The sequence below is a fragment of the Microbispora sp. NPDC046933 genome, assembly GCF_040644635.1.
In the GTDB taxonomy this organism is placed as follows: domain Bacteria; phylum Actinomycetota; class Actinomycetes; order Streptosporangiales; family Streptosporangiaceae; genus Microbispora.
On record NZ_JBEYWW010000008.1, the window covers coordinates 196165 to 213256 of the forward strand.

Consider the following 17092-nt stretch of genomic DNA (forward strand, 5'->3'; position numbering starts at 1 on the left):
GAATGGGGAAATGCGCGACAAGTGGGTAAGCGCTCTGCGCTCGAGGCTCGCCGGCGACGTCGGCCCATATGGCCTCTTGGACCCCATGGCGCTGAACGAGGCGGAGGAGCTGTTTTCCTGCACCACCGATCCCCGTGACATCCCCGAGAGCTGTTACCTGGTCGGCCTGCTGCATTGGCGCCGTGCCGAGCTGTTCGCCGATGAGCGGGCAAAGGGAGAGCTCGACATCGCACTCCCGCTGCTGTTCGCGCTCAACGAGTCCCGATCCCGGCTGCCCCTGCCTGACTCGGTCCTGGCGGTACTCCCGCCGAGCGTCCTGATGCCGGACGAATCCGACACGAACTGGCGGCGTCTCGTCCTCCTGTTCGGATCATGGCTCGAGAATCGGGGTAACCCACACATCCTGCGGCTGGCGGTGAGCGCTGGACGCAACGTCGTGAACGGCACCTGCTCAGGACAACCCGAGAGGGTGAGTCACCTGTGCTTCCTGGCCTCCGCTCTGCACGACCTCTTCGAACACACGGGGGACCTGGCCACGCTGGAAGAGGCCATCCAGGTCGGCACTCTGGCGGCTACGGAAGCGCGCACGGCCGACGAGAGGGTGATGAGCCTGAACGGCCTCGCCCTCAGCCTGCGAGCGCGGTATGAGCGGACAGACGAGCTCCGACCGCTCGAACAGGCCGTCGACGCCTTTCGCCAGGCGCTGAGCGTCACCCGGGAAGGTGACAGCTTGCGACCCGTCCTCCTCGACGGTCTGGGCACCTGTCTGCGCCTCCTGTACGACCGCGGCGGCGACCCGGCATCGCTCGACGAGGCCGTCAGGATGAGCTCCGAGGCCGTCGACACCATGCCGAAGGACCTGCCGGCGCTCGCAGGCGTCCTCGTCAACCACAGCAACGCGCTCCGCGCCCAGTTCGAGCGAACGGGAAGCCGGCCCCTGCTGAACCGGGCGATCGCCGCGGCGTACAGGGCGGCCGACATCGCGCCGCCTCGGAGCCCGCTGTGGCAATCGTGCCTCTACAGCGTCGGGCTCATGCTGGAGACGCAGTTCAAGCAGACCGGAGACCTGCGCGCGCTTCAGGAGGCCATCGAAGTCGGACGTGTGGTGGTCGCGGGCGTGCCGCGGGGTCACCCCGACACGGCGATGCACCAGTCGGGTCTCGCGGTAAAGCTCGCAGAGCTCTTCACCCGGACGGGCGACGTTGCCGCCTTGGACGAAGCGATCGCGTTCGGGCGTGCGGCGGCGGAGACGATTCCGGAAGGGCATCCCAACCGGGGATTGTTCCTGAACAACCTCGCCGCCGCCTTGCGCGCCAAGGCGGTGCACAGTGGCGATCTCCAGATCCTGCGCCAGGCGATCGGCTGCCAGCGGCTGGCGGCCGACGTGGCCTCGGGGCGGTCTCGAGTGGCGGCCCTGGCGAACATGACCGGAGCCCTGACCGCCTATTTCGATGGGACGGGGGATACGGCTGCTCTGGAGGAGGCCGTCGCGGCCGGTCGCCGCGCCCTCGCCGAGGTTTCGGATCACGCTCCCTACCGCGCGCTCTGCCAATTCAATCTTGCTGCGGCGTTGCGCAAGCGAGGGCAGATCGCCGGTGACGATCGGCAGGTAGAGGAGGCGATCGGACTGCTGGAAGCCGCCGCTACGACGGAAGACGCCCGGCCTGCGATCCGGGTGGAGGCGGGCAAATCGGCAGGGCGGCTGGGCATGCTTCTCGGCCAGACCGAGCGTGCGGCCGACGCGTACGCCCTCGCCGTCAAGCTGCTGCCGCGCCTGGCGGCTCGTGGTCTCCACCGCGCCGACGCGAGCCATTGGATGGCCGAGTACGCGAAACTCGCCGGGGACGCGGCGGCCTGTGCCGTAGCGGCCGGGCGGGCCGAGGAGGCGGTCGAGTTGCTCGAAACAGGTCGGGGCGTGTTGCTCGCGCAGTCGATGGACGCGCGTACCGACCTGACTGATCTGCGGGAGAGGGATGCCGATCTCGCGGAAAGGTTCACCTACCTGTGCGGTCGCCTCGACGCCGACGAAGGCGCTTACGAAAGGGCCGGTGAGGGAACCGGGAATGTCACGCCCGGAGCCCATGACGTGCGGCGAGAACTGGCCGAGGAACTGGACGCGCTGGTCGCGCGGATCCGGGCGCTGCCCGGCCTGGAGCGGTTCCTGTTGCCGCTGGAGACGGCCCGGCTCCTCGAAGAGGCGCATGAGGGGCCGATCGTCATCGTCAACGTCAGTGAGTATCGGTGTGATGCGTTGATCCTGACCAGCGAGGGGGTGCAGGTTCAGGAGCTTCCCGACCTGACCCTGGCGGAGACACACGACCGGCTCGCCGAAATGCAGGAAGCGCTGGACAGGAAAAGGTACGCCCGACGTGACCGCCGGCGGGCCGAGCAGGTCATGCACACCACACTGGCCTGGCTCTGGGACACGATCACCGGACCGGTGCTGCGAGGTCTCGGGGTCTTCGGTGGCCCGGGCGAGGGCAATGATCGACGTCGCATCTGGTGGGTGCCTTGCGGAGCACTTGCCTACTTCCCGCTGCACGCCGCGGGCCATCATCTCGACGAGCCTGGTGCGGGACGCCGTACCGTGATCGATCGGGTTGTCTCCTCCTACACCGCGACCGTACGGGGGCTCCTACATGCTCGGGCCAGGGCCGCGCGACACGTGGCCGGGCGTCCGAAGATGCTGGTGGTCGCGATGCCGCGCACGCCGGAGGCCTCCGATCTGGAGGGTGCCCGGCGGGAGCTCGACGAGATCGCCAGACTCTTCCCGGACACAGACAGTTTGGTCGGCGAGGAGGCCACCCACGACGCCGTGGTTTCCCGCCTGGCGGCGAGCGACTGGGTGCACTTCGCCTGTCACGCCGCCAACGATCCGGCCGACCCCTCCGGTAGCCTGCTGCTGCTCCACGACCACGCGTGGCGGCCACTCACCGTGCTGGAGATCTCGCGACTGCGACTGGAGAGACGCGCATTCGCCTACCTGTCGGCCTGCGACACCGCGATCACGGTCGCGGAGCTGGCCGACGAGTGCCTGCACGCCGTCACGGCATTCCAGATGGCGGGATACCCGCATGTCGTGGGCACGTTGTGGAAGATCGACGACGCGGCCGCCGCCGACATCGCCGGCGAGGTGTACGAGGATCTCGCGTCGAACGGGCCCGACGCGACCCGAGCCGGACTCTGCCTGCATCGGGCGACACGAGCGATGCGAGAGCGTTACCCCCGGTCCCCAACCCTGTGGGCCGCGCATATTCACATGGGCGCGTAAGGAGTGATCATGAGCATCGGTTTGCCGGAGAAGCTGGCCGCCCTGTGCCGAGAGCTCGGCGATCCGGAATTCACGCAACAGGCGTGCGCCGCCGGAGGAGGGAAACTGCTCGAACGGCTTCGGGAAGCCTTACGTGACGAACATGACCCATATCCGGAAAGTGAACTGGACGAGCTGAACCGGCTGTTCGCGGAGGCCGACGGGTATGGGTTCTATCCGTACGCCCAGCGCGGGTACGGGCCATTACCAGGTGCGGCGAGCGCGGCGCGCGGCGCGCAGTGGTGGAGCTGTCCGATTTCGCGCTGTGCGGGCTACGGACTGGTCCGTCGCGGCCAGGCCGCACCTGTGTGCGGTGCCACGGGTGATGAGCTCGTCGCTCGGCCGTTGACATCGTGAGCGGCTTTCTCGCCGAGATCGGCAAGAAGGTCGCCGAACGCTGGGTGGCCCTCCTGGCCCTGCCCGGTCTGCTGTTTCTGGCGGCCGCGGTCACGTCATGGACGCTGGGACATCGTCACGCCCTCGATCCGGCAGTGCTGGGGCGACAGGTGACCGTCTGGTCCACCGACCCGGCGACGCGTTCGTTCGGCGGCCTCGTAGTGATCATGGTGGCGTGCACGGTCGGCGCGGTCGCCGTCGGGCTGGCCGCGAGCGGCCTCGGGCACGCGGTGGAGCGTCTGTGGGCCCTTCAGGGAGCCCGTGCCCCTGCCCGATGGCTGGTGACGCTGCGACGCCGGCGGTTCGAACGGGCCGTACGACGGGTCGAGTCGGCCGGCACGGCGGACGCCGCCGCCCGGGCCATCGCCATGGCCGACCGCATCTGCCTGCTGCAGCCCGCCAGACCCACCTGGATCGGCGATCGCCTGCGCGTTCCGCGCGTGCGCGTCGCCGAGGCCTACGGGCTCGATCTGGACTCCTGCTGGCCGCACCTGTGGTTAATCGTTCCTGAGGAGAGCCGGACCGCGGTGCAAGCCGCGCGGGACTCGCTGAACGCCGCCGCACGCCTGACGGGCTGGTCGTCGCTCTACCTGTTGCTGGCCGTGTGGTGGTGGCCTGGCGCGGTCATCGCGGGCCTTCTGTTCGCGACCGCGTGGTCGCGCGCGCGGATGGCCGCCGCCACGCTGGCGGACCTGGTGGAGGCGATCGTCGACCTGTACGTCGGCGACCTGAGCGACCGGTTGGCCCCAGCTCGTCAGGCCGTGCCCCTCACCGGCCGCTCACTGACCAGCCTCCTCAGGAAGAGCCGCTGGGACCCCGATTATCCGGGCGCGTGGAGCTCCGAGAGCGAAACCGGACAGGCACGGGATGCGCATTAGCTCCCGGCTGGCTGACGCCGGGCGGGAGCCCGCCGGACAAGCAGGCGCGGCCGTACGGTTCATCCGGGTTCGCCTGCCAGGAGTATCCTGCTGCGCACCTGTCACCGACCTCCCCCGAACCCGTGTGGGGCCCGCCGGGTGGCAACGGCACGGTACGGAGTCCGACCGGGCCGGCCGGCCTCGGCGCGAACGAAAGGGTGTCAAGTGACGCGCTGTGAGGACGCCGAGCAGGGACCGCCGGCAGCGCCCGGAGCCGGGGTGTTCGCCGCCGACGACGAGGTCGGCGGTGATCTGGCGTCGGTGGACTGGCGGGCGACCCCGCTCGGGCCGCCGGAGGAGTGGCCGCAGAGCCTGCGGACGGCGGTGAGCATCCTGCTGTCGTCCCGGTTCTCCATGTGGCTGGCGTGGGGGCCGGAGCTGACGTTCTTCTGCAACGCCGCCTACCGCCGCGACACGCTGGGCCGGAAATACCCGTGGGCGTTGGGCCGGCCCGCCAGCGAGGTCTGGGCGGAGATCTGGGACGACATCGGCCCCCGGATCGACGCCGTGCTGGCCACCGGGAAGGCGACCTGGGACGAGGCGCTCCTGCTGTTCCTCGAACGGGCCGGCTACCCGGAGGAGACCTACCACACGTTCTCCTACAGCCCGCTCCGCGACGACTCCGGCGCGGTGGTCGGCATGCTGTGCGTCGTCAGTGAGGAAACCGAGCGGGTCATCGGCGAGCGGCGGATGGCGACCCTGCGGGATCTCGGCTCCGATCCCAGCGTGGTCCGCACCGAGCAGGAGATGCTGGCTTTCGCCTGCCGGCAGCTCGGCCGCAACCTTCGGGACCTTCCGTTCACGCTGACCTATCTGTTCGAGGACGGCGGCGACGCGCGGCTGGCAGGGGTGACCGGGATCGCCGGCGGGCATCCGGCCGCTCCCCTCACGCTGCGGGTCGGCGACCCGGACGCGGTGTGGCCCACCGCGGCGCCGGCTCGGGGAGAGCCGGTGATCGTGCCGCTCGGCCCTGTTCCGCTTGACCCTGTTCCGCTTGACCCTGTTCCGCTTGACCCTGTTCCGCTCGACCCTGTTCCGCTCGACCGGGCCCCGTTCGCCGATCTCCCTGCGGGAGACTGGCCGGAGCCGCCCACGCAGGCGCTGGTGGTGCCGCTGCTCCAGCAGGGCAGCGCGCCGTACGGGTTCCTGGTGGCCGCGCTGAACCGGTACCGCCCCCTGGACGAGGCGTACCGCGGGTTCGTCGAGCTGGCCGCGGGGCACGTCGCGGCGGGCGTCGCGAGCGCCCGCAGCTACCAGGCCCAGCAGCGGCGGGCGGAGGAGCTGGCCGAGCTCGACCGCGCGAAGACCGTCTTCTTCTCCAATATCAGTCACGAGTTCCGGACGCCGCTGACCCTGATCATGGGGCCTGTGGACGAACTGCGCGGCCGCCTGCAGGGAGCCGACGCCCAGGTGCGCGAGGAGCTGGAGGTCATCCGCCGCAACGGGCTGCGGCTGGGCAAGCTGGTCAACACCCTGCTGGACTTCTCCCGCATCGAGGCCGGCCGGATGCAGGCCGGCTACGAGCCGGTCGACCTGGCCACGGTGACCGCCGAGCTGGCCAGCCTCTTCCGTTCCGCCATCGACAAGGCGGGCCTGGAGTTCCGGGTCGACTGCCCTCCCCAGGACGAGCCGGTCTACGTCGACCGCGGCATGTGGGAGAAGGTGGTGCTCAACCTGCTCAGCAACGCGTTGAAGTTCACCTTCGAGGGCTCGATCGGCGTCACCGTGCACAGGGAGGACGCCCACGCGGTGGTGACCGTCACCGACACGGGCATCGGTGTCCCGGCCGACGAGGTGCCGCGGCTGTTCGAGCGGTTCCACCGCATCGAGAACGCCCGCTCGCGGTCCAACGAGGGAAGCGGCATCGGGCTGGCCCTCGTGCAGGAGCTGGTCGGCCTGCACGGCGGCACCATCATCGCCGACAGCACCGAGGGCGAGGGCACCCGCTTCACCATCCGCCTGCCGTACGGCTCCGCGCACCTGCCCGCGGAGGCGATCACGACGGCCGGCACCGGTGCCACCTCCACCACCGCCGACCCGTACGTCGAAGAGGCCCTGCGCTGGCTGCCGGCGGACGACGGCGGCGAGCCCGCCGGGGACACCATGGAGATGCCGTCCCGCGAGGGCACCGCCGCCCGCTCCGGGGGCTCCGCCGCGCCGGCGCGTGTGCTGGTCGCCGACGACAACGCCGACATGCGCGAGTATCTCGTCCGTCTCCTCAAGGGCGCCGGCTATCTCGTCAGCACGGCAGGCGACGGGATGGAGGCCCTGGACGCAATCCGCGAGGACGCCCCCGACCTCGTGGTCAGCGACGTGATGATGCCGCGCCTGGACGGCCTGTCCCTGGTCGCGGCGCTGCGGTCCGATCCACGCACCGCCGCCGTGCCCGTGGTGCTGCTGTCGGCCCGGGCGGGCCAGGAGGCGTCCATCGAGGGCCTGCAGGCCGGCGCCGACGACTACCTGGTCAAGCCCTTCGCCGCCGCGGAGCTGCTCGCGCGGGTGCGGGCGAACATGGACATGGCGCGCCTGCGCCAGCACCAGGCGCGCTGGCGCACCGCACTGGTGGACTCGCTGCAGGAGGCGTTCTTCGTCTGCGACGAGCAGGGCGCCGTCGTCGAGATCAACGGCGCCTTCACCGACATCCTCGGCTACGGCCCCGAGAACCTGCCCTACACGCCGATCCACCCGTGGTGGCCGGACGCCGCCACCGATCCCGAGGCCTACCAGCAGGTCGCCGAGGCCTTCGGCGGCCTTCTCGGTCCCGGCCAGGGCAGCTACACCATCCCCGTCACCCACCGGGACGGGCACCAGTTGTGGATCAGCGTCACCTTCAACCAGGCGCAGGATCCCGACACCGGGCGCCATGTCGTCGTCGGCACCTTCCGCGACGTCACCGCCGAGCACTACGCCATCCAGCGCGAGAGCGCCCTCGCCTCGCTGAGCACCGTCCTGTCCCAGGCAGGGAGCCTGTCCGACGCGCTGACCGGCGCCCTGCGGGAACTGCGGGACCTGTGGCGCGCCCGGTCCGTGCTGGCCGCCGTCTTCGGTCAGGGAGACGAACCGGCCCTGACCGCCACCGACCCGTCGGTGACCTGGCACGGGCTGCCCGGCGAACGTCGCCGTACGCTCACCGATCTGCTGCAGCGGCCTCTGCTCACCCCGGTCGCGGACCGCAACGGGGTCGGCGTCCTGCTTGAGCACCCCGAGGGCCAGCTGGCCCTGTGGGTCGACATGGGCGACCACCGGCCCTTCACCGGTGAGGACCAGCTGCTGCTGTCGCTGCTGGCCGGGCGTCTCGCCCAGGGACTGGTCCGCGCCCACCAGATCGACCAGCAGCGCGAGACCGCGATCGCGTTGCAGCGCGCCATTCTCGGCCCCGCCCAGCTTCCCGAGGGGTTCGCCGTACGCTACGAGCCCGCCACCCGGCCGCTGGAAGTCGGCGGCGACTGGTACGACACCATCGCCCTGCCCGGCGGACGCATCGGCATCGTCGTCGGCGACTGCGTCGGGCGCGGGGTGGAGGCCGCCGCCGTCATGGGACAACTGCGCAGCGCGTGCCGTGCGCTGCTGCTGCAGGACGACAGCCCGGCCCGCGTGCTCATGGCCCTGGACCAGTTCGCCGCCGGCGTCCCCGGCGCCAAGTGCACCACCGTCTTCTGCGCCGTCCTCGACCCGGAAACCGGGCACCTGTCGTACTCCAGCGCCGGACATCCGCCCGGGATCCTCGCCCACCCCGACGGCAGCACGGGCCTGCTCGACGGCGGACGTTCCGTTCCGCTGGCCGTACGCCCGGGAGCGACCCGGCCGGAGAGCGAGACGGTCATTCCCGCGCGTGCCACGCTCATGCTGTACACGGACGGCCTGGTCGAGCGCCGCCGCCGCCCGCTGTATTCGGGCATCGACCAGGCCAGCCAGGCCGTACAGGACGGCAGGAACGTCGCCGTCGACGACCTCGCCACGCAGGTGATGATCCGCCTGGCGCCCGCCGACGGCTACGACGACGACGTCGCTCTGCTGCTCTACCGGCACCCGGCCCCCCTGGAGGTGACCTTCCCCGCCGAGTCGTCGCAGCTCGCGCCCGTCCGCAAGGCGCTGCGGAGCTGGCTCGGCCAGTGCGACCTGCCGACCCAGATCGTGCAGAACATCCTGGTCGCCGCCGGTGAGGCGTGCGCGAACGCGATCGAACACGGCCACCGTCACACCCCCGGTGACATCGTCCGGCTGCGGGCCGAGGCGTCCGCCGGCAACCTGCGCCTCACCGTCGCGGACACCGGCCGCTGGAAGTCCCCCGAGCCCGAGGCGAACGCCCACCGCGGCCGCGGCGTCGCGCTCATGCGCGCCATGATGCAGCAGGTCACCATCACCCCCGGCCCGTACGGCACCACCGTCGACATGCAGATGAGGATCGCCTGATGACCACGCCCCTGACCCTCACCCCTGGGGTCCGACCGGACGGCGCCGCTCTCCTGACCGTCGCCGGTGAGATCGACATGAGCAACACCGACGCCCTCGCGGCGGCTCTGGAAAGCACCTCGGGGCCCGTCGTCCTCGACCTGACCTCCGTCGAATACCTCGACAGCGCGGGCCTGAGCGTCCTGTTCGCCCATGCCGACCACATCACCCTCATCGCCAACCCCCTGCTGACCCCCGTTCTGGAGATCTCCGGGCTCGCGGACCTCGCGACCGTCCACGACGGCGACCCCGGCGTCCGGTAGGGCCGTTTCGGCGTGGTCCCAGGGCGGGTGGCCCCAACTGAGATTTTGCTCTCGTTTGCGTTGATCTCTTTACGCGAGTCATGTGATAGTTGACTATCAAGTGGCGATGGTCGCGCTCATGGTCGGCGCCTCCGGAATCGCTGTCGTCCCCGGCGCCGGCCTCCGCGACTCACCGGGCTCGTGGTGAACGACGATCCGCTCTGGAGGCATCATGACCACTGCCGACCCCCGGACCTTCCCCTTCGGCCAGGTGGACCGGCTGGAGGTGGACCCGCTTTTCTCCCGGTTGCGGCAGGAGGAACCGCTGTGCCGGGTCCGGCTGCCCTACGGTGAGCCCGCCTGGCTCGCGACCCGTTATGAGGACGTCAAGGTCGTGCTGGGCGACGCGCGGTTCAGCCGGGCCGCGGCGGCCGGCCGCGACGAGCCGCGGATGCGGCCCCTCCAGCCCCGCTCCGGGAGCATCCTCAGCTTCGACCCGCCGGAGCACAGCAGGCTGCGCAGGCTGGTGTCGAAGGCGTTCACCGTCCGGCGGATCGAGCTGCTGCGGCCACGGACACAGGAGATCGCCGACGATCTGGTGGACGCGATGCTGGCCAAGGGCGCGCCGGCCGACCTCGTCGAGGACTTCGGGCTGCCGCTGCCGATCACGGTCATCTGCGAGTTGCTGGGCGTCCCCGTCGAGGACCGCGTCGACTTCAGGACCTGGTCGGACGCGCTCCTGTCCACCACTCGGTTCACCCCGGAACAGGTGGCGCGCTGCATGGACCTGCTGCGGGAGTACATGGCCGGGCTGATCGCCCAGCGCCGGCAGACCCCGAAGGACGACCTGCTCAGCGCGCTCGTCGCCGCCCGCGACAACGAGGAGCGGCTGTCGGAGGAGGAGATGCTGTCGCTGGCCGAGGCGCTGCTGGTCGCCGGTCACGAGACCACGGCCACGCAGATCCCGAACTTCTTCTACGTGCTTCTCACCCACCCCGAGCAGCTCGCGGCGCTGCGCGCGGACCTCGGCCTGGTCCCCAGGGCGGTCGAGGAGCTGATGCGCTTCGTCCCGCTCGGGGGTGGCGCTTCCATCGCCCGCTACGCGCTGGAGGACGTCGAGCTGGGCGGCGTCATGGTGCGTGCGGGTGAGCCGGTGGTCGTGAGCCTGGCGTCGGCCAACCGTGACGAGTCGGTCTACACGAACCCCGACGAACTCGATCTCGACCGTCAGCAGGCCTCGCACGTGGGGTTCGGGCACGGGGCGCACCACTGCCTCGGCGCCCCACTCGCACGGATGGAGCTGCAGGTCGCCCTGCGTACCCTGTTCACACGGCTGCCGGGACTCCGCCTCGCCGGCTCCGAGGACGACGTCGTCTGGAAGACCGGGTTGTCCACCCGGGGACCCGAGCACATGCGCATAACCTGGGATCAGCCGTGACGGATTAATCGATAGTCGCCTATCACTTTGTTACCCTGTGGGGGTGACCACCGAGACCTCGCGGCGGCTGCGTGCCGACGCCGCACGCAACTCCGGGCGGATTCTGCGCGCCGCCCGGGAGGTCTGGGCCGAACTGGGGCCCGACGCGCTGCTCGAAGACATCGCCCGCCGTGCCGGGGTCGGCATCGCGACGCTCTACCGCCACTTTCCGGACAAGGCGGGCCTGGTCCGGGCGGCCCTCGACCAGAGCTTCGCCGAGGACATCGCCCCCGCCATCGAGCGGGCGCTCGGCGACGACGACCCCCGGCGCGGTCTGGCCACCGTGCTCGAGGCGGCGATGTCCACGGCGGCCCGTGAGCGCAACACCCTGGCCGCCGCCCGGAACTCCGGCGCCGTCACGGCGGAGGCCAGCAGCCGGTTCATCGAGTCGCTGACCCTGCTGGCCCGGCGGGGGCAGCAGGCCGGGCTCATCCGTGCCGACCTCGTCCCCGACGACCTGCCCAGGATCATGGTCATGCTGATGGGCGTGCTGTGGACGATGGATCCCGGGAGCGACGGCTGGCGGCGCTACCTCGCGCTCGTCCTCGACGCCCTGTCTCCCGGCGCGGCCACTCCGCTGCCGGCCGCGGTGAGCCTGGCGAGGGCGGCGGCCGAGGGGGTGTCCGGCTCGGCCTGGTAGGCGATGACGACCTGGCCGTCCGCCCCGCCGACCGCCAGGCTGTGACGCCGCAGCACGAGCGGCCCGACGACGGGATGGCTGAACTCCTTCGTCTCGTCGCGCGTCGGGCGGACGTCGTGGCGTTCCCACAGGCGGCGGAAGTCGTCCGAGGCCGCCGACAGCTCCCCGACCAGCTCGCGGAGGGCCGGGTCGTCGAGGTCGGCACCGGCCACGGCCCGCAGCGCGGCGACCGAGTCGGCCGCGACGGAGTCCCACGTGGGGAACAGCGCCCGCGCGCCGGGGTCGAGGAAGACGTCTCTGACGAGGTTGCGGCCGGGCCGATACATGGGCGCCAGGGCGATCGCCGTCGCGTTGGCGGCCAGCACGTCGAACCGGCGTCCCCGCAGGTAGGCGGGCGTGCCCACCCACGTGTCGAGGAGCCGCTGGGTGCCCGGGGCCGGTCGTTCCTCCGGCCGGTGGGGTGGCTCGCCGCTCCGTCTCGGCGCTTCGCGCGCCAGGGCGTGCAGGTGGGCCGTGAGATCGGCGTCGAGGCGCAGGGCGGCGGCGAGCGCGTCGAGCACCTGCTCGGAGGGGTTGCGGTCGCGGCCCTGCTCGAGCCGGGTCAGGTAGGCGAGGCTGACGCCCGCGAGCGCGGCGAGCTCGTCGCGGCGCAGCCCGGCCACCCGGCGCCGCCCGGTCTCGGGAAGCCCGGCGTCTTTCGGGCGTACGAGCGCGCGGCGGGCCTTGAGGAAGCTGCCGAGAGCGTTGTTGCCGGCCATGTCACCCGCCACTGTAGGCAGGGCCCGCCGGTGATGGTGACCCTGTCACGGTGATGGCTGTTCCGTCCCGCGTCGGCCAAGGTGTTCGGTATGAGTAGCGAACACACACGCACCTGGTTCATCACCGGAGCATCCCGCGGCTTCGGGAACGTGTGGACGCGGGCGGCCCTGCGGCGCGGTGACCGGGTCGTCGCGACGGCCCGGGATGTTTCCACGCTGAAGCCGCTCGCCGACGAGTTCGGTGACACCGTCCTCCCGCTGACGCTCGACGTCACCGACCGGGAGGCCGCCTTCACCACGGTGGCCCGGGCGGCCGAACGCTTCGGCGGGATCGATGTCGCCGTCAACAACGCCGGGTATGGCCTGTTCGGCGCGGTGGAGGAGGTCACCGAGGCCCAGGCGAAAGCTCAGTTGGAGACGAACCTGCTCGGCGCGCTCTGGGTCACCCAGGCTGTGCTGCCCGGCATGCGGGAGCGCGGGCGGGGTCACATCCTCCAGGTGTCGAGCATCGGCGGCGTCGCCGCGTTCCCCATGCTCGGGCTCTACAACGCGTCGAAGTGGGGCCTTGAGGCGTTCAGCGAGTCGCTCGCCCAGGAGGTCGCCCCGCACGGGATCCGGGTGACGATCATCGAGCCCGGCCCGTACGGCACCGACTGGAGCGGATCGTCGGCCGTCCACGCCGAGCCGCTGCCCGCGTACGAGCACGTCCGGGAGGCCCGCCGGGCCGCCGCGGCGGGGAGGGTCCCGATCGACCCCGAGGTCACGGCCGAGGCGGTCCTCGCGGTCGTGGACGCGGAACGGCCCCCGCTGCGCCTGTTCCTGGGCGGCTACTGCCTGCCGATCGCGGAGCGGGTCTACGCCGAACGCCTGGGCACCTGGCGGGAGTGGCGCTCCCTCGCCGAGTCCGCCGACGGCTGACCCTCGGCGCGGCTTACCACGGCCCGCCGGCGCTGCTCGCGGTCACCGTACGCCGCCGGGAGGACCGCCGCGAGGACGCCTGAGCCGGCGGCTACCCGACTCTGGTCGCTCCGGCGTGGAGTTCGGCGAACAGCCGCTCCCAGGCCAGGCGTATCCCGTCCATGTCGTACCGCCTGACCGACATCCTGGCCGCCTCGCCCAGCGCGTGCCGTAGCGACGAGTCGCCGATCAGCGACTTCATGGCGGCGGCGAGCGCGCTGACGTCCTCGGGGGGAACCAGCAGCCCGTCCCGGCCGTGCGTGACGATGTCCGCGGGCCCGTGGGGGCAGTCGAAGCTCACGACGGGCAGCCCGTGGGCCATCGCCTCGATGAGCACCATGCCGAAGCCCTCGTATCGCGAGCTGAGGACGAACATCGCTCCCTTGGCCAGTTCCTGTTCGAGCGTGGTCGTGCCGCCCATCAGGAAGGCGTGGTTGTAGAGATGCAGGCGGTGGATCAGCCGCCGGAGCCTGCCGTGCTCCCTGCCGTCGCCGTAGATGCGCAGCTGCCACCCGGGGTGGTCGGCGACGACCTCGGCGAACGCCTTGATCAGCAGGTCGAACCCCTTCTGCCGGGTGAGCCGCCCCGCCGCCACGACGATCCCGCCGTCCAGCGCGGCGGGAGCCCGGTCGGCGGGCGTCAGGCCGTTGGGGATGGTCGCCAGGCGGGCCGGCGCGCCGTCGAGCAGCGCCGCGTACTCGACCGCGTCGGCGTCGGTCAGGCTGACCACGGCGTCCAGCCGCGGGTACCAGCGGGCGATCTCGGCGACGAGCTCGGGCTTGTGGGAGCGCAGGTACATGTGTTCCTGGGCCACCCGTACGACGTTCCGCGGGGCGTAGCGGGCGGACAGCAGGTTGAGCGCGGGACGGGTCGTGACCAGCACCCCGCCGTCGAGCGAACGCAGGTATCTCACGATCTTCTGGTCGCTCAGCCGGCTGAAGGTGGCGTAGCGCACCTCCGCGGGCGGGACGAGGCTGCTCGGCCGGTGCCGGAGCCAGTCGCGGACGGGATGCCGCCAGCGCGGGCCGCGCAGGTCCGCCAGGGCGCGCGTGCGGACCCGGGGATCGACGGGAAACCTGGGCCGGTCCCCGGTCCGGAAGACGCTGACCAGCTCCACGTCGTGATCGGCGGCAAGGGCGTTGGCCTGGTTGATCACGGTGCGGATGGTGCCGCCGACTCCGTAGGCGTTCATGAGGAGGTAACGGATCTTCATGAGTGCACCGGCCTGGAGATCAGCGACAGGTTCCGCATCACCGTGTAGTAGGGCTTGACGCTGACGGCGCCCGCGGGCGCCTCGCTCGTCTGCGCGGGGAAGGTCATGACCTTCTTCTTGTCGCGGATGTCGTCCAGGTGGCGTCCCACCCTGAGCGGCTCCGGGTCGCCGGGCAGCCTGAGATGGAGATCCCAGACCTGACGGCCGCCGATCTCACGGCAGGCCACGGCCGAGACGACCAGTTCGATGGGGAAGGCCGCCCGGAACCGCCCGCCGTCCACGGTCGCCGGGCAACTCAGCACGAGATCGGGGCGGTCGCGGTTGGTGAGGGTGAGGATCGCGGTCGTCCGCGCCGGCGGGGTGAGGGCGGCGTCGACGATGCGGCCGATCACCAGGACCCTTCCGTCCCGCGGCCAGACCTGCTCCACCTCGGCGTGCCTGGATGTCATCGGCCCTGCCTCCTGTGCGTTCCCCGTTCACGGGGTAGCCTCGACCTACTAGTCCGATAGTAATTACTATCGTGATAGTAGTTCGTGCTCAGGGAGGTCGAGTTGATGACGGGCGAGGCGGGACATGGCGACAGACGTCCGGCGGGCATGCTGGAAGACGAGGTGCTCGCGGTGTTGTGGTCGAAGCCGGCGCCCCTGAGCCCGGCCGAGGTCCAGGCCGAGCTCGGCGGCTCCCTGGCGTACACCACGATCATGACCACGCTCGCGCGGCTGGAGCGCAAGGGCCTGGCCACCCGGCGGCGTTCGGGCCGGGGATTCGTCTACGCCCCCGCGGTGGACGAGGCGTCCCACACCGCCGAGGCGATGAACGAGCTGCTCGCCCGCAGGAGCGACCGGGCGGCGGTGCTCGCCCAGTTCGTGTCACGGCTCAGCGCGGACGACGAGCAGATCCTGCAGCAACTGCTCCGGGAGATGGACGACTGACATGCGGATCATCGTCTACCTGCCGTTCGTCGTCTCGGCCCTGCTGGGTCTCGCGATTCCGCGATTCGGGCGCAGGCTCGCGCCGGCCACCGCCACCCGGCTCCTGGTCGTGGCCGGTGCGGCCTGCGCGGTCAGCTCGGTCCTCGCACTCGTCTTCCTGGCCTGCACCTACCTCGGCCAGGTGCCGCTGGTCGCGTCATTCGGCGACTGGTCGGCCGGCCTGTTCGAAGCGCTCGACCCGGTGCCGCGCCCGGCCGCACAGCTCGCGCTGGTGGTGCTCGCGGTCGTGGGAGTCCTGACGATCAGGACCGCGGCGCGGCAGTGCCTCGCGTTGAGGCGTGCGTCGCGGGCCTGTCGCCACGCGTCCGCCGCCTCGGGTGGCCTGGTGGTCGTCGACGACCCGGTTCCGCACGCGTACGCCGTGCCAGGGGGCTTCGGCGGTCCCGGCCGCGTCGTCGTGACGACCGGGATGCTGCGTGCCCTCGGCGCGGAGGAGCGCAGGGTCATGCTCGCCCACGAGCATGCTCACCTGCGCCATCACCATCACGTCTATCGGACCGTGGCCGTCGTGGCCGCCGCGCTGAATCCGCTGCTGGCGTCCCTGCCGCGGGCGGTGGAGTACACCACCGAGCGCTGGGCCGACGAACGGGCGGCCGCGGAGGTGGGCGATCGGCGGACGGCGGCCCGCGCCATCGTCAAGGCGGCGCTGGCCACCGGGGACCGGCGGCGGGCGGGCCTCGCCGCCCTCGCCTTCGGCCATGGCGACGTGCTCCCACGGGTCAACCACCTGCTGGCCGCGCCGCCGCGCCGGCGTCCCCTGACGGCGGCCGCGCTGATCGTGGCCGTGGCCGCCTGCCTGGTCGCGACCAACGAGTCGCGCACCGACACGGAGTCCTTGTTCGAGGAGGCCGAGTCTTCTCCGCCGGTGGTGCATGTCGTCGACGGCGGGCACCACGCGGGCGCGGCGGAGGTGTCCGCCCTGCGCGGTGCGCCGCCGGGCTTCGTGCGGTGAGTCCCGCCAGGGATTCGGCCCCTTCGGATCGGAGGAGTTCCATGATCCTCAGGCGTCTCCGCCTGCCCGTCCTGCTCGTCGTCGCCACCGGTCTGCTGGGAGTCGCCGCGAGGAGCGCCACGGTGACCGGCCTGGACCTGAACGCCGACATGACGGTGGAAGCGCTGCGCACCCCCGCCCTGACACGGGTCGCCGACATCCTCGACGTCGCCTTCGGGCCGGTCGCGGGGGTCGTGGTCATCGCGCTTCTCGCGGCCGCGCTCACCCTGATGGGACGCGTGCGCTCCGCCGTACTCGTGGCCCTGGTGGTCACGGCCGGCTGGACCACCAGCGCGGTCTTCAAGCAGATCATCGCCCGGCCCCGCCCTCCGGTCGCGGGCCGGCTTCTGTTCGAGGCCGGTCACGACAGCTTTCCCAGCGGGCACGTCGCGCTGACGCTGTCGCTGGCGGTCGCCGCCGCCTTCCTCGCGGCCCGTACGCGCTGGTTCGCGCCCGTGGTGTGCGCCGGGGGCGTTCTGGTCGTCGCGCAGGCGTTCGCGCGCATGTATCTCGGTGTCCACTACCCCACCGACGTGATCGGCTCCATGCTGGCGGGCACCGCGGGCACCTCGGCCGTCATCGCTCTGCGAGGGCGTATCAGTGCTGCTCTCGAGCGCCTTCCCGGCCTCGGCGGACGCGAGGTGCCGCGGGATCGCGTCGCCATGTCCCGGCGCGCTCATCGTCCTGGGCACTCCTCCCGTAAGGGCAGCTCCAGCACGTAAGGTACGCGGCTTTTGCTGGAAGCGG

Annotated in this window: 14 protein-coding genes; 11 read left to right on the forward strand and 3 right to left on the reverse strand. The window is 71.4% G+C overall.

The features are described 5' to 3' along the window. Positions 1-10: 10 nt before the first annotated feature. The 7 genes from ABZ857_RS13555 to ABZ857_RS13585 all read left to right on the forward strand — a co-directional run bounded on the left by ABZ857_RS13555 (position 11) and on the right by ABZ857_RS13585 (position 11434). Entirely contained in the window at positions 11-3271 is a 3261-nt protein-coding gene (locus ABZ857_RS13555) for a CHAT domain-containing protein (RefSeq protein WP_357042361.1), read from the forward strand. Positions 3272-3280: 9 nt separating this feature from the next. After that, positions 3281-3667, forward strand: coding sequence for a hypothetical protein (locus ABZ857_RS13560; protein WP_357042364.1), 387 nt, complete (start codon positions 3281-3283; stop codon positions 3665-3667). Further along, positions 3664-4584: a hypothetical protein gene (locus tag ABZ857_RS13565; RefSeq protein WP_357042367.1), complete on the forward strand. Its 921-nt coding sequence runs from the start codon at positions 3664-3666 to the stop codon at positions 4582-4584. Before ABZ857_RS13560 ends, ABZ857_RS13565 begins: the two co-directional genes overlap by 4 nt. 204 nt (positions 4585-4788) lie before the next feature. Continuing rightward, positions 4789-9036, forward strand: a complete 4248-nt coding sequence (locus ABZ857_RS13570; RefSeq protein ID WP_357042369.1) for a SpoIIE family protein phosphatase — start codon at positions 4789-4791, stop codon at positions 9034-9036. Beyond that, positions 9036-9338: an STAS domain-containing protein gene (locus ABZ857_RS13575; protein ID WP_357042372.1), complete on the forward strand. Its 303-nt coding sequence runs from the start codon at positions 9036-9038 to the stop codon at positions 9336-9338. The genes ABZ857_RS13570 and ABZ857_RS13575 overlap by 1 nt, the downstream gene beginning before the upstream one ends. 211 nt (positions 9339-9549) lie before the next feature. Beyond that, positions 9550-10755, forward strand: a complete 1206-nt coding sequence (locus tag ABZ857_RS13580; RefSeq protein WP_357042375.1) for a cytochrome P450 — start codon at positions 9550-9552, stop codon at positions 10753-10755. Between the two features lie 43 nt (positions 10756-10798). After that, entirely contained in the window at positions 10799-11434 is a 636-nt protein-coding gene (locus ABZ857_RS13585) for a helix-turn-helix domain-containing protein (RefSeq protein ID WP_357042378.1), read from the forward strand. Here the strand turns inward: ABZ857_RS13585 and ABZ857_RS13590 are convergent. Then, positions 11323-12192: a helix-turn-helix transcriptional regulator gene (locus tag ABZ857_RS13590; protein ID WP_357042381.1), complete on the reverse strand. Its 870-nt coding sequence runs from the start codon at positions 12190-12192 to the stop codon at positions 11323-11325. The genes ABZ857_RS13585 and ABZ857_RS13590 overlap by 112 nt on opposite strands. 90 nt (positions 12193-12282) lie before the next feature. On the opposite strand from ABZ857_RS13590, the gene ABZ857_RS13595 reads away from it, so the two are divergent. Then, a complete protein-coding gene (locus ABZ857_RS13595) occupies positions 12283-13110 on the forward strand; it encodes an SDR family NAD(P)-dependent oxidoreductase (protein WP_357042384.1) in 828 nt (275 codons plus the stop codon). A gap of 91 nt (positions 13111-13201) precedes the next feature. Here the strand turns inward: ABZ857_RS13595 and ABZ857_RS13600 are convergent, their stop codons facing one another. Next, positions 13202-14362 carry a glycosyltransferase family 4 protein gene (locus ABZ857_RS13600; protein WP_357042387.1) on the reverse strand — a complete coding sequence of 387 codons (1161 nt, stop codon included), beginning with the start codon at positions 14360-14362 and terminating at the stop codon, positions 13202-13204. Further along, a complete protein-coding gene (locus ABZ857_RS13605) occupies positions 14359-14811 on the reverse strand; it encodes a hypothetical protein (protein WP_357042390.1) in 453 nt (150 codons plus the stop codon). Before ABZ857_RS13605 ends, ABZ857_RS13600 begins: the two co-directional genes overlap by 4 nt. An 84-nt stretch (positions 14812-14895) precedes the next feature. Between ABZ857_RS13605 and ABZ857_RS13610 the strand changes: the two genes are divergently transcribed. From ABZ857_RS13610 to ABZ857_RS13620, 3 genes are read left to right on the forward strand one after another with little or no spacing between them, the layout of a single operon-like run. After that, on the forward strand, positions 14896-15294 hold the full coding sequence (locus ABZ857_RS13610; RefSeq protein WP_357042393.1) for a BlaI/MecI/CopY family transcriptional regulator: 399 nt from the start codon (positions 14896-14898) through the stop codon (positions 15292-15294). 1 nt (position 15295) lies between these two features. After that, on the forward strand, positions 15296-16306 hold the full coding sequence (locus ABZ857_RS13615; RefSeq protein WP_357042395.1) for a M48 family metalloprotease: 1011 nt from the start codon (positions 15296-15298) through the stop codon (positions 16304-16306). Between the two features lie 41 nt (positions 16307-16347). Beyond that, positions 16348-17067: a phosphatase PAP2 family protein gene (locus tag ABZ857_RS13620; protein WP_357042398.1), complete on the forward strand. Its 720-nt coding sequence runs from the start codon at positions 16348-16350 to the stop codon at positions 17065-17067. The last annotated feature ends 25 nt before the right edge of the window (positions 17068-17092 follow it).

What these genes read in the sequence shown, in the direction of transcription:
- ABZ857_RS13555 (WP_357042361.1), top strand. Translation starts at nt 11, where the DNA reads ATGCGCGACAAGTGGGTAAGCGCTCTGCGCTCGAGGCTCGCCGGCGAC.
- ABZ857_RS13560 (WP_357042364.1), top strand. Translation starts at nt 3,281, where the DNA reads ATGAGCATCGGTTTGCCGGAGAAGCTGGCCGCCCTGTGCCGAGAGCTC.
- ABZ857_RS13575 (WP_357042372.1), top strand. Translation starts at nt 9,036, where the DNA reads ATGACCACGCCCCTGACCCTCACCCCTGGGGTCCGACCGGACGGCGCC.
- ABZ857_RS13580 (WP_357042375.1), top strand. Translation starts at nt 9,550, where the DNA reads ATGACCACTGCCGACCCCCGGACCTTCCCCTTCGGCCAGGTGGACCGG.
- ABZ857_RS13590 (WP_357042381.1), bottom strand. Translation starts at nt 12,192, where the DNA reads ATGGCCGGCAACAACGCTCTCGGCAGCTTCCTCAAGGCCCGCCGCGCG.
- ABZ857_RS13595 (WP_357042384.1), top strand. Translation starts at nt 12,283, where the DNA reads ATGAGTAGCGAACACACACGCACCTGGTTCATCACCGGAGCATCCCGC.
- ABZ857_RS13600 (WP_357042387.1), bottom strand. Translation starts at nt 14,362, where the DNA reads ATGAAGATCCGTTACCTCCTCATGAACGCCTACGGAGTCGGCGGCACC.
- ABZ857_RS13605 (WP_357042390.1), bottom strand. Translation starts at nt 14,811, where the DNA reads ATGACATCCAGGCACGCCGAGGTGGAGCAGGTCTGGCCGCGGGACGGA.
- ABZ857_RS13615 (WP_357042395.1), top strand. Translation starts at nt 15,296, where the DNA reads ATGCGGATCATCGTCTACCTGCCGTTCGTCGTCTCGGCCCTGCTGGGT.
- ABZ857_RS13620 (WP_357042398.1), top strand. Translation starts at nt 16,348, where the DNA reads ATGATCCTCAGGCGTCTCCGCCTGCCCGTCCTGCTCGTCGTCGCCACC.